The sequence below is a fragment of the Algoriphagus iocasae genome (genome assembly GCF_014206875.1).
In the GTDB taxonomy this organism is placed as follows: domain Bacteria; phylum Bacteroidota; class Bacteroidia; order Cytophagales; family Cyclobacteriaceae; genus Algoriphagus; species Algoriphagus iocasae.
This window is the reverse complement of the sequence record NZ_JACIJO010000002.1, coordinates 689,974-703,248: the sequence shown is the minus strand read 5'-3', so window position 1 is coordinate 703,248 and position 13,275 is coordinate 689,974. Positions and strand designations below refer to the sequence as shown.

9 protein-coding genes are annotated in these 13,275 nt (G+C 37.9%); all 9 read left to right on the top strand.

What is annotated here, in order from left to right; genetic code table 11:
• The 9 genes from FHS59_RS10475 to FHS59_RS10435 all read left to right on the top strand — a co-directional run bounded on the left by FHS59_RS10475 (nucleotide 1) and on the right by FHS59_RS10435 (nucleotide 13,269).
• On the top strand, nucleotides 1-897 hold the full coding sequence (locus FHS59_RS10475; protein WP_184495092.1) for a class I SAM-dependent methyltransferase: 897 nt from the start codon (nucleotides 1-3) through the stop codon (nucleotides 895-897).
• Nucleotides 894-2,555, top strand: coding sequence for an Ig-like domain-containing domain (locus FHS59_RS10470; RefSeq protein ID WP_184495091.1), 1,662 nt, complete (start codon nucleotides 894-896; stop codon nucleotides 2,553-2,555). The genes FHS59_RS10475 and FHS59_RS10470 overlap by 4 nt, the downstream gene beginning before the upstream one ends.
• A 472-nt stretch (nucleotides 2,556-3,027) precedes the next feature.
• Entirely contained in the window at nucleotides 3,028-4,776 is a 1,749-nt protein-coding gene (locus FHS59_RS10465; RefSeq protein WP_184495090.1) for an AMP-dependent synthetase/ligase, read from the top strand.
• Nucleotides 4,777-5,046: 270 nt separating this feature from the next.
• Nucleotides 5,047-5,517 (top strand): MarR family winged helix-turn-helix transcriptional regulator, encoded by a 471-nt coding sequence (locus tag FHS59_RS10460; protein ID WP_184495089.1) that lies wholly within the window; start codon nucleotides 5,047-5,049, stop codon nucleotides 5,515-5,517.
• 45 nt (nucleotides 5,518-5,562) lie between these two features.
• Nucleotides 5,563-7,968 (top strand): 3-hydroxyacyl-CoA dehydrogenase/enoyl-CoA hydratase family protein, encoded by a 2,406-nt coding sequence (locus FHS59_RS10455; RefSeq protein WP_184495088.1) that lies wholly within the window; start codon nucleotides 5,563-5,565, stop codon nucleotides 7,966-7,968.
• A 64-nt stretch (nucleotides 7,969-8,032) separates the two neighbouring features.
• Nucleotides 8,033-8,392, top strand: coding sequence for a four helix bundle protein (locus FHS59_RS10450; RefSeq protein WP_184495087.1), 360 nt, complete (start codon nucleotides 8,033-8,035; stop codon nucleotides 8,390-8,392).
• A 62-nt stretch (nucleotides 8,393-8,454) separates the two neighbouring features.
• Nucleotides 8,455-9,630 carry a thiolase family protein gene (locus tag FHS59_RS10445; RefSeq protein ID WP_184495086.1) on the top strand — a complete coding sequence of 392 codons (1,176 nt, stop codon included), beginning with the start codon at nucleotides 8,455-8,457 and terminating at the stop codon, nucleotides 9,628-9,630.
• A gap of 43 nt (nucleotides 9,631-9,673) precedes the next feature.
• Nucleotides 9,674-11,467 carry an acyl-CoA dehydrogenase family protein gene (locus tag FHS59_RS10440; RefSeq protein ID WP_184495085.1) on the top strand — a complete coding sequence of 598 codons (1,794 nt, stop codon included), beginning with the start codon at nucleotides 9,674-9,676 and terminating at the stop codon, nucleotides 11,465-11,467.
• 119 nt (nucleotides 11,468-11,586) lie between these two features.
• Nucleotides 11,587-13,269 carry a PQQ-dependent sugar dehydrogenase gene (locus FHS59_RS10435; RefSeq protein ID WP_184495084.1) on the top strand — a complete coding sequence of 561 codons (1,683 nt, stop codon included), beginning with the start codon at nucleotides 11,587-11,589 and terminating at the stop codon, nucleotides 13,267-13,269.
• Nucleotides 13,270-13,275 lie beyond the last annotated feature (6 nt).

Below are 13,275 nucleotides of genomic sequence, written 5' to 3'. Positions count from 1 at the left end.
ATGGCCGAAAGACTCAATAAATGCCCACTCTGCAAAAGTGGGCTTTTTCTTAATTACACAGAGATAAAGGATCATGCAGTAAGCAAGGAGACATTTATAATATGTAAATGTCAAAACTGCTCATTACTTTTCACCAACCCCAGACCAAAAGAAGAAAAGATTGGGCCTTATTACGATTTTCCTGAATATTACTCCCACGAGAAAAATAATAAGAGCATTACCCAAATCGTATACAATAAGGTCAGAGATTACGCAGTTACAGAAAAAGTCAAATTAATTTCAAGCCTTAAAGAACCAGGTAAAATCCTTGATTATGGTTGCGGGACCGGTGAGTTTCTGCATGCTGCAAAACTTTCAGGTTGGAACGTTAAAGGAATAGAGCCAACACCAAAAGCAAGAAATCAGGCCAATCAACTATTAGATGGAAAAGTCATTGAGAATATTGAATTATTAGATGAAAAGAAGAAGTATGATGTCATCAGTTTATTCCATGTATTAGAACACATTCATTCTTTAAGAAAAACGGTAAAACGTATTATAAAACACTTAAAATCAGATAGTTATATACTAATTGCTGTTCCAAATCCGGAAAGTTATGATGCAAAAAAGTATGGGAATGATTGGGCAGGATGGGATGTACCAAGACATCTATATCACTTTAACCAAACTTCTCTTAAAAATTTTGAACAACTATATGATTTAGAACTAGTTAAGGTAAATTCAATGCCATTTGATAGCTATTACGTTTCCTTACTTTCTGAAGGATACAAGAACCCAAAACAAAACAAACTTTTGAATTATGTGAAGGCGATTAAATCAGGATGGGAGTCAAATAAATCGGCTAAACCTTTAACGGGACAATATTCAAGTAATCTCTATATATTCAAGAAGAAGTGAAATACGCATTTTATATAGCAAGCTTTCTACTGGCATTTTTACTTTATTCCTGCGCCAAGCAAAGTACTCCCATGGGAGGTCCAAGAGATGAAGATCCTCCGGTGGTTCTTGAAATGTTTCCAGTTGACCAAAGCTTAAACCAAAACCCTGAGGAAATCTACATCACTTTTGATGAATATATCAAACTGGATAATCCCAATAAAAATATCATCATCACTCCAAAGGTGAATAAAGATGAACTGGTTATCACTTCTGTAAAGAATACGGTCAAAATAGAATTAAATCAGGAGCTTGAAGAAAACACTACCTACGTCTTCAACTTCCAAAAAACTGTTCAGGATTTAGCAGAATCAAACCCTACGGAAAATTTAAAATTGGTTTTTTCCACAGGAGAAACAATTGACAGCTTAAATTTCTCCGGAAAAGTAAACAATTACTTTCCAGAGAGAGGTTTTGATTACGAAAACGTAATAATCGGTCTTTATGAATCACTAGACACAACAGATGTCTTTACAGCTCAGCCTTATTATCTCAGTCAAGCTGACTCTTTAGGAAATTTCAATATTAGTAACATTAAAGCCGGCCAATACCGTGCATATGCCTGGAATGACGCGAATAACAACTTAAAAGCTGAATTTAAAAGCGAATCCTATGATTTCATTCTTGACACTCTTACGATAGACCAAAACCTTACAGGAGCAGTGTTTAATATTTCCAAAGGAGATCAAACACCTATAAAACTGACTAGATCATCACCATCAGGAAGCAATTATGACATTGTGGTAAACAAAGATCCAATTGAGATCAACTTGGAAAATGAGGAAATAGGAAGAAGCATTTTTTATAATTATTCAGACAAGAAAATCAGGCTTTATTCAAAATCAACAATTCCAGATAGCTTAAAAATTGACGTAAAACTTCAAGATTCTCTAGGGTTTAAAGTGGACACAGCTGTTTATGCCAAGTTCGAGGAATCAGAAAGACGAGCAGAAAAATTAACTTTTACAGCAAACTCAGGTAAAAGCTTTTATCAGGATCTTTTGATTGAGCTGAGCTTCAATAAGCCAATTGATGAGATAAATTATGATTCGCTTTACATCGCTTATGATACAGCTTCAATTATCCCGATCCAAGCTCCAATGATCTCAATGGAAGATTCTTCGAAAAGGGACAGATTAAAAATTCAGCTTTCTATCCCAGATTCTATCCCCACTGAGATCTTTACCATCAAAGCCGCAGATTCCACTTTTATAGACATAGAAGGCCAGTTCAATGAAGCTGTATTATCTGCTAACTATCGGAAATTGAAACGTGAAACACTTGCTGATGGCCTATCAGGCCAAATCAATGGAGCAGTTGCACCATTTATTGTGCAATTGATTGATACTAAATCCCAAATCGCTAAAGAAATTTTCATAGAAGAGGGAAATCAATTTAGTTTCACTCTTATCGATCCAGCTGCCTATAAAATCCGCGTCATAGAAGATCTAAATGGAAATCATCGATGGGATCCTTCCAATTATCCAGAGAAGAGGTATGCAGAAAGAGTATTTTACTTCGAAGATCAGGAAACAAAATCACAGGATATCGTTTTAAAAGCCGGCTGGACAGTGGATGGTTTAACCATTATTGCTCCTCCAAAAACAGGTTTGAACTAGAAAAAGGCCATGTTGATAAGTCGGGATAACCTGTGGAAAATTGTCGATAAAATCAGGACAAAAATAGGTTTATCCCCATTCTCAAATTGTGAAGAAGTCAAGTTGAATCAACTTGGGGATAAGTACAAAACTGTCCACAGAGATCAATCAAATAATCCACAGTGTATTTACCCACGGCTAATAAACAGATAAAAACACCAAATTGGTGGATAAAAATACATAGACCAGAACTTCAATAAGTTACATGTGGAAAAGCATGGTATAACTCAATGGATAAACTCAGGATATCTTACCGATAAAAGTGGAGAACCTTGAAAACATACTTTGTCCACAAATCCACAGTCCTAATAACTGTAATAGTTTTCTTTATTTAAATAATATATAATAACTATTAGCAGGTGGACAATGTGGATAGGTTTAAGAAAACCCTATTTTTTGATTAACTTATTTCTGATAACCCAAAAATCAGAAAATGACCCCAGACAGATTATTTGATCTTATCCCTTATCAAATCAGCCAATACGATAAAAATGTCTCATTGGCTTTTAAAGAAAATAATTCTTGGCAAACCTACTCTTCAAGGGATTTAAAAGAAATAACAGAAAATCTCAGTTTAGCTTTTTTGAATTCTGGGATTTCAAAAGGCGATAAAGTTGCCATTATTTCAAATAATAGACCAGAATGGAATTTTGTGGATCTAGCTCTGCAGCAAATCGGAGCTATTTCAGTTCCCATGTATCCTACAATTACTACTGAGGATTACCGATATATTTTTGAGCATGCAGAAGTCAAAATGGTCTTTGTTGGGGATCAGGAAATTCTTGAGAAGGTAAAAGCTGCTAATCCTGAACTGAAAGTTTTCAGTTTTCATCAGCTTGATGGAGTAGACTTCTGGAAAGATTTTATGAAATCTGGGGAGAATGGAGACTTACAGATTTTAGAAGATTCGAAAGCCTCCGTGGAAACAGATGACTTATTCACGATTATTTATACTTCTGGAACTACTGGTAGGCCTAAAGGTGTCATGCTTTCTCATAAAAATGTACTAAGCAATGTGATGTCAGTTTCTGAAATTCTTACTTTAGAAAGAGGGAAAGATAAAGTGTTAAGCTTCTTACCGCTGTGTCATATTTTTGAAAGGACCGCATCATTTTGCCATCTCAAAATGGGAATTTCTATTTATTATGCTGAGAATCTCGAGCTAATAGGTGATAATTTGAGAGAAATTAAACCTCAAGGTTTTAATACGGTACCTAGGCTCTTGGAGAAAATTTATGATAAAATTGTTTCTAAGGGATATGAATTAAAAGGGATCAAAAGATCACTTTTCTTTTGGGCCTTAAAGTTAGGACATGAATACAATCCATCTGAAGACCAAGGTGCTTGGTATAATTGGCAATTGAAAATGGCAAATAAGTTGATTTTCAGTAAATGGAGAGAGGCTTTGGGTGGTGAGATTGTTCAGATTAATTGTGGTGCTTCCGCTCTTCAACCGAGACTAGCGAGAGTATTTTGGGCGGCAGGAATCAAAGTATGTGAAGGATATGGTCTTACAGAAACTTCACCTGTTGTTTCGGCATCTATTTGTAATCACAAGGAGATCCGAATTGGATATGTAGGAAAATTATTAAAAGACGTGGAAGTTCAAATAGCTTCAGACGGTGAGATTCTGGTGAAAGGACCCAATGTGATGCTAGGATACTACAAGCAACCTGATGTCACGGCAGAGGTACTTAAAAATGGATGGTTCCATACGGGAGATATTGGAGAGCTGGACGGAGAATATCTAAAAATCACGGATCGAAAAAAAGAAATGTTCAAAACCTCTGGAGGCAAGTATGTAGCCCCTCAGGTCATCGAAAATAAAATCAAAGAATCCAGTTTGATAGATCAAGTAATGGTAATTGGCGAAAATAGAAATTATGTAGTAGCCTTAATTATTCCTTCCGAAGATGGTTTAAAAGAATATTGCAGACACAAAGGATTTCCTTTTACGGAAATGTCTGAGATGATTCTGAAGCCAGAAGTGATTGCAAAGTATGAAAGAGTCCTGGAGGACATGAACAAATATTTTGCAAAATGGGAGACAATCAAAAGATTCAAATTACTTCCCGAACCTTGGGGAATTGAATCTGGGGAATTGACACCCACGATGAAATTGAAACGAAAAATCATTCTCTCTAAGTATCAAAAAGATATCGATGCTATTTACAGTTCGTAAAAGGAATTGATCCAGATCAAAAACATCAAAACAAAACTACTTTTTGTATTCTGAAATTTTCCCAAACATGATTTGGAAATGAGATTAAATATTAATTTTTATTCTGATAATCCTTAAAATCAGTCAATAATCAGATTTTTATTATTGGATTATTAAGATTTACAGTTAAATATTTGTGATGCATGCATAACTTTTTTATTGATTTAGTATGCATGCATACATAATTTTCGCTACATTAGAATTCCATAGATCATTGGAAAACTCTAAAGTATGAAGCGAGAAGAAACAGTTGATTACCATATTAAAAGTGCCTGGCATGCGATTTCCAGAATGTACAATCAACAGGCTGCGGGAGAAGGTTTCACTACTGCGATCGGATTTGTACTGATTAACATCAATTCCAAAGAAGGTACTCCTGCGACGAAGATTGCTCCTATGATGGGTTTGGAGACAAGAAGCCTAACCCGAATGTTAAAAAATATGGAGGAAAAAGGGTTGATTTTCAAAAAACCCGATTTAGTAGACAAAAGATCCGTTAGAATATTTTTGACAGAGGAAGGAAAAAGAAAAAAGGAAATATCTGTCAAAACCATTCGTGAATTCAATGAGCAAATAAGAGAAGTCGTAACAGAATCTGAGCTTCAGAATTTCTTTAAAGTTTTTGAAAAAATACAGTTGGTCATAGACCAGGTCCAGTCCGAAGGATCGGATGAGATAAACAAAATCATATTTGAACTATAAACCAATCATTGGCGAAAGCCTATAACTACCGAAAAACCCAAAAAAATGAAAAGAGCCATAAAAAATGTCGCCATTTTAGGTTCAGGAGTGATGGGATCCCGAATTGCCTGTCATTTTGCGAACATCGGTGTGCAAGTACTTTTACTGGATATTGTTCCTTTCGAATTGACTGAGGAGGAACAAAAAAAAGGATTAACTAAAGAACATCCAGCAGTCAGAAACAGAATAGTTACTACAGCTTTGCAAAGCACCTTGAAAGCGAATCCTTCTCCGATTTATGATAAGGAATTTGCCTCAAGAATAACTACTGGAAATTTTGATGATGATCTTCCCAAAATCAAAGATTACGATTGGGTGATGGAAGTAGTCGTGGAGAGATTGGATATCAAACAGTCACTTTTCGAAAAGGTAGAAAAATATAGAAAGCCCGGTACTTTGATCACTTCCAATACTTCAGGAATCCCGATGCACATGATGTGCGAAGGCAGATCTGAGGATTTTCAGGAGAACTTTGCCGGTACACACTTTTTCAATCCTCCAAGGTATTTGAGATTATTGGAGATCATTCCAGGACCTAAAACCAATCCTGAAATCATCGATTTCCTTATGGATTATGGAGATAAATTTTTAGGGAAAGAAACAGTATTGTGTAAAGATACACCCGCTTTCATTGCCAATAGAATTGGTGTATATGCCATTATTTCAGCTATGCATGCAATCGAAAAGATGGGAATGGGAGTTTCTGAAGTGGATAAACTGACGGGTACCATCATCGGTAGAGCGAAATCAGCGACGTTTAGAACGATGGATGTGGTTGGTTTGGACACCACTGTCAATGTGGCTAATAACCTTTACAAAGCTTTGCCTCAGGATGAATCCAGAGAAAAGTTTAAGCTTCCAAAAATCGTTGAGGTTTTATACAACAATAAATGGTTTGGAGATAAAACAGGACAGGGTTATTTCAAAATGATCCGACACAAGGATGGGAGAAAAGAACTGAAAGAAATTGATTTCAACACTTTTGAATACAAGGATGTAGAGAAACCGAGTTTTAAGGCTTTAGAGGCATCAAAAGGAATTGAGAATTTAAAAGAACGTATCAAGTTCCTTGTCAATTTCGACGATCGTGCCGGTGAATTCTACCGAACTACATTTTACGATTTGTTCCGATACTGCTCAAACAGAATCCCAGAAATCTCCGATGAACTTTATCGAATAGATCAGGCTGTAAGTGCAGGTTTCGGCTGGGAATATGGACCATTTGAAAACTGGGACATTTTAGGAGTCAAAGAAACCGTCGAAAAAATGGAAGCTGCTGGCGAAAAACCAGCTGCATGGGTTTATGAAATGCTAGAAAGCGGAAATGAATCTTTTTATAAAGTCATAGATGGCAAAAAGCATTATTACGATATCCCAAGTAAATCTTATCTGGAGATTCCTGGAATAGAAGATTTCATCATTTTGGATACGCTTAAATCTGCAGGGAAAAAAGTCTGGGGAAATGCTGGATCCTCCATTTTTGATATGGGAGACGATGTGATCGGATTGGAATTTCATACCAAGATGAATTCCATGGGATCTGAAGTCATCGAAGGAATCAATACGGCAATAGGAATGGCAGAAAAATCCTACAAGGGATTGGTAATAGGAAACGAAGGAGCCAATTTCTCTGCAGGAGCCAATCTGGCGATGTTATTCATGTTTGCCGGCGATCAGGATTTTGATGAAATCAATCTGATGATTGCCCAGTTCCAAAATACCATGTTGAGAGCTAGATTTTCTTCTGTACCTGTTGTGGTAGCTCCGCACAATATGGCTTTGGGTGGTGGATGCGAACTTTCTCTTCATTCTGACCATGTACAAGCTCATGCTGAATTATACATGGGATTAGTTGAAGTGGGAGTCGGATTGATTCCAGCCGGAGGAGGAACTAAGGAAATGACGTTAAGATTTTCCAACAGTCTGATCAATGGTGATGTGGAATTGAATCAGTTGCAGGAGTATTTTATGAATATCGCTATGGCCAAAGTTTCTACTTCCGCTCAGGAAGCTAAGAATTTGGGTTATTTGAGAAAAAGTGACGGAATTACCTTGAATCGTAAACGTCAGCTGGCGGATGCAAAAGCCAAAGTAATTTCTCTATTTGATGAGGGTTATACTCAGCCTATTGAGCAGACAAATATTAAAGTTCTGGGTAAGACTTCTCTGGCATTGTTTGACGCTGGGATTACTGGAATGCAGTACGGAGCATATATTTCAGACCATGATGCAAAAATCGCAAGAAAGCTAGCTTGGGTAATGTCTGGTGGTGATTTATCCTCCCCTACAGAAGTATCAGAGAGGTATTTATTGGATTTGGAACGGGAAGCTTTCTTGAGTTTGACCGGAGAAAAGAAGACGCTGGAAAGAATTCACAGCATTCTATTTAAAGGAAAACCTTTGAGAAACTAAGATTGAAGAATCTAGATTTAAGTATCAAGAACCAAGACTTTAGAGGTAGATAACCATACAAATTATGCACAATTTCAAAGAGCTTAAAGTTTGGCAGAAATCAGTTGATTTTGCAGTCAAAATATACCCCGTGACTAAGGATTACCCAATTGAAGAAAAATTTGGTCTTATTTCTCAAATGAGGAAAGCTGGTGTATCCATTCCTTCAAACATAGCAGAAGGTTGTGCAAAAACTTCTGGAAAATCATTCATAAACTCTTTAGAAATAAGCTTAGGAGAAAGTTTTGAGTTGGAAACCCAATTGATTATTTCTGAACGAATAGGAATCCTTGATTCAGGAAAATCGGAAGAAATGGAAAAAGAACTTGGTGAAGTTCAGCGAATGATCATGGGGCTTAAATCATCAATTGAAGCAAAATCTTGATACTTGATTCTTTTTACTTGATACCAAAAATCAAATACAATTAATTCAATATAGATAAGAAAATGGAAGCATATATAGTAAACGGATATAGATCAGCAGTAGGAAAAGCCAAAAAAGGTGGATTTAGATTTTATAGACCTGATGATCTGGCATCAGATGTAATCAAACATTTGATAGCGAATACACCTGGACTGGAAACCAAGCATGTGGACGATTTGATTGTAGGAAATGCTGTGCCAGAAGCCGAACAGGGAATGCAAATGGGACGGATGATTTCCCTGTTGGCATTAGGGATAGAAAATCCTGGATTTATCATTAATAGATATTGCGGATCAGGATTAGAAGCAATAGCCCTTGCAGTAGGAAAAATCAAAGCAGGAATGGCTGATTGCATCATCGCCGGAGGTACAGAAAGCATGTCTTTGGTGCCAATGATGGGATATAAAACTGTATTGAATTATAAAATTGCTACTGAGCATCCATCCTATTACATCAGTATGGGATTGACTGCTGAGGAACTGGCAAAAGAATACAGCATCACCAGAGAAGAAGCTGATGCTTTTTCTGTGAAATCTCATGAAAAAGCTCTGGCAGCAATTAAAGCCGGAAAATTTAAAGATGAGATTGTTCCTGTAGAGGTGGAAGAAACTTACCTGGATGAGAAAGGGAAAAAGAAAACTAGAAAGTATGTTGTCGATACGGATGAAGGCCCAAGAGCTGGAACAACCATGGAAGTTTTGGCAGGCCTAAAACCGGCTTTTAAAAACGGTGGACAAGTGACAGCTGGAAACTCTTCTCAAACATCAGATGGAGCTGCATTTGTTGTCGTGATGTCAGAGCGATTTATGAAAAGCTTGAATCTCGAGCCAGTAGCCCGACTGATGTCTTACAGTGTCGCAGGTGTTGACCCAAGAATTATGGGAATCGGACCAAAAGAAGCTGTTCCAAAAGCATTGAAACAAGCGGGTTTGACTTTGAATGACATTGATTTGATTGAATTGAACGAGGCTTTTGCCGCCCAAGGATTGGCTGTTATCAAGTCACTAGACATGAATCCTGACATCGTCAATGTCAATGGTGGAGCTGTTGCTTTGGGACATCCACTGGGATGTACTGGCGCAAAACTTTCAGTTCAAATGTTTAACGAGCTCAGAAGACAAAATAAAAAATATGGTCTTGTTACTGCCTGTGTGGGTGGTGGTCAAGGAGTAGCTGGAGTCTATGAATTGTTAAAATAAGTGCAATTAGAAGGACAAAATTAAAAAGTAAAATTTCACCCATATGGCAACGATCACAAAATCAATCAAAGGCGGAGAGTTCCTGATCAGAGAAACTGATGCCCAGGAGATTTTTATTCCTGAGGAATTTACCGAAGAGCAAAAGATGATGGCTCAGGCTTGTCAGGACTTTATTGATACAGAAATCACTCCTAATATCGAGGAGATTGATAGTATGAAAAATCCCGACTTGGTTCCTTCCATTTTCAAAAAAGCAGGAGAATTAGGACTCCTTGGAATTTCGGTTCCTGAGGAATATGGAGGAATGGGAATGAGTTTTAACACTTCGATGTTGATCGCGGATATCATCGGAGCTGCAGGCTCATTTTCTACTACCTATGGTGCTCATACCGGAATCGGAACACTTCCGATTTTATATTATGGCTCGGAAGAGCAAAAGAAAAAATACCTTCCAAAACTAGCTACTGGAGAATGGGCAGCATGTTATTGCTTGACTGAACCGGATGCAGGCTCGGATGCAAATAGTGGTAAAACCAAAGCTGAATTGACAGAAGATGGAAAACACTACTTGATCAATGGGCAGAAAATGTGGATTTCCAATGCAGGATTTGCCGATCTTTTTATTGTCTTTGCCAAAATTGAAGATGATAAAAACCTCACTGCTTTTATCGTAGAGAAGACCTTTGGTGGAATCACGATGAATGAAGAGGAAAAGAAGATGGGAATTAAGGGATCATCTACTCGTCAGGTATTCTTCAATGATTGCAAAGTGCCTGTGGAAAATATGCTTTCCGATAGACAAAATGGATTCAAGATAGCAGTCAATATTCTGAATATTGGGCGTATCAAATTGGGTTCTGGAATTTTGGGAGGTGTTAGAACAGTAACTTCAAATGCCGTTAAATATTCCACTGAAAGAAAACAGTTCGGAGTAAGCATCAATACCTTTGGAGCAATAAAGGCGAAGTTGGCCGAAATGGCCATCAGAACCTATGTATCTGAATCGCTTTGCTACAGAGCTGGCCAGGATATCGAAGAGCAAATCAATTCTTTTGTGGCTGATGGAATGGAAGAAAACGAAGCCAAACTAAAGGGAGTTGAAGCTTTTGCAATGGAATGTGCCATTGCTAAAATCCACGGTTCCGAAGTTTTGGATTATGTTGTGGATCAGGGCGTTCAGGTGTATGGAGGAATGGGATATTCAGCTGAAGCACCGATGGAAAGAGCCTATCGTGATGCTCGAATCGCAAGAATCTACGAAGGAACTAACGAAATCAACCGAATGCTGATGATCGGTATGCTTTTGAAAAGAGCGATGAAAGGTGAAGTGAATTTGTTTGAACCTGCAATGGCAGTTTCTGCAGAACTGACTTCTGTACCATCATTTGAATCCATCGATACTTCTGTCCTTTTTGCCGCAGAAAAAGATGTTTTGAAGAAACTGAAAAAAGTGTTTTTGATGGTTGGAGGCAAAGCAGCAATGGCACTTCAGGATAAAATTGAAGACGAGCAAGAAATCATGATGAATCTTGCGGATGTGATGATTGAGATATATGCCGCAGAATCTGCCATTTTGAGAACTGAAAAATTGGTAAGTTTGAAAGGTGAAGCTGCTGCCGCAAATCAGATAGCAATGAGCCAGGTCTACTTAGCAGAAGCGGTTGATAAAATCAATGCTGCAGGCAAAGAGGCTATTGCAAGTTTCACAAAAGGAGATGAACAAAAAGTGATGCTAATGGGGCTGAAGCGATTTACCAAAGCCGACCCAGTCAATACCAAGCAGCTAAGAAGACAAATTGCCGATTACATGATCGAGCAAGGGAAATACCCATTTTAACTAAACAGGGATTAGAGGAGAAACCTCTGGTGCATTGCATCAGAGGTTTTTTATTTCATTTTTACCCATAAAAACAATAATTATTTCGGGTTTCATCAAAAAGCACCAAATTAGTAGCGATGAAAAACCTAAAATACCTTTTTGCAGCTGGTTCTTTACTATTTGCTTTCTCCTGTACTTCGGATGAACTCAAAGAAATCGGTTCTGATATAAGTACTGACGTAGAGCAAATCGATGCAGGTAAAGTCCTTTTTGAACAGAATTGTTCGACTTGTCATAACTTCAATCAGAGTGCCATTGGACCTAATTTGAGTGGATTGAGCAGACAAGTTGATTCAGATTGGATAAAGTCTTTTATCAAAAACCCACAAGAGAAAATCGATGGTGGAGATGAAAGAGCTAAACAACTGTATGCGGATTACAAGGTTTACATGCCTGCTTTTCCTACACTTTCTGAGGAAAATCTTAATGATCTTCTCAGCTATTTGCATACCTACGAACGTATTCCAGTTGCTGAAGCATCGGATTTGGATGCTTTGGAAGATCCGATTCCTGATACAATTCCCTCTTCAGGAATGTCTTTGGAATTGGAATATTTTGCCCAAGTTCCTCCTTCGGATGAAAAATCCCCATTGGCGAAAATTACAAAAATGGAATGTGAACCTGTTTCAGGGAGATTATTCGTTCAGGATCAGCATGGCATCATGTATGAAATCAGAGATGCACAGCCGCACGAGTTTTTTAACCTGAAATCGTATTTCCCAGATTTCGTCTCCAAACCGGGTTTGGCTACAGGTTTTGGAAGCTATGCGTTTCATCCTGAATTTACGAAGAACGGATTGATGTATACTTCTCATACCGAAAAGCCAGGTGATAAGAAAAAGGATTTTGACTATGCGGATAGCATCAAAGTAACGATGGAATGGGTTATCACCGAGTGGAAAACGGATAACCCTGAAGCTGAAGTTTTTTCAGGTACAAATCGTGAATTGATGCGTATCGATGTGGTCACGCAGATCCATGGTGTTCAGGAACTTGCTTTTAATCCTAATTCAAAACCTGGAGATGAGGATTATGGCTTGCTATACATAGGAATTGGGGATGGAGGAGCTGCAGAAAGCGGTTTTGCATTTTTGGCGGATCATCAAGGAAGTAAAATCTGGAGTAGTATTTTGCGAATAGATCCAAGTGGAACAAATAGCAAGAATGGCAAATATGGAATTCCTTCTTCGAATCCTTTTGCAGGGAAGCCTGGAAAACTTGGAGAAGTTTATGCCTATGGTTTCCGAAATCCCAACAGAGTATTTTGGGATCCAAATGGTCGACTTTTGGCTTCCGAGATAGGCCATCATAATGTGGAGGAACTGAACTTGATTGAGCCGGGTAAATTTTATGGATGGCCGATACGTGAAGGAACTTTTGTCATCAATCCTTATGGGAATATGAGTGCGCTCTACCCTCTTCCATCGGATGATGCTTCTTTGGGTGCTACCTACCCACTTATCCAGTTTGATCATGATGAGGGGAATGCAATCATTGCAGGATATTTCCCAAATTCAGGGCCATTTAAAGGAAAATTCCTCTTTGGAGATGTGCCCTCAGGCAAAGTATTTATTTCAGATTTGAATGAGGAAAAGCCAAAAATTCAAGAATTGGGAATTCGCTTTGAAGGGAAAGAAACTAACCTGAGGGAAGTTTGTGGAAACGGAAGAGTGGATCTAAAATTTGGTCAGGATTGCACCGGTCAGGTGTATGTTTTGACGAAAGCTGATGGAAAAATCTATAAAATTGTCAACCAATAATCTAAA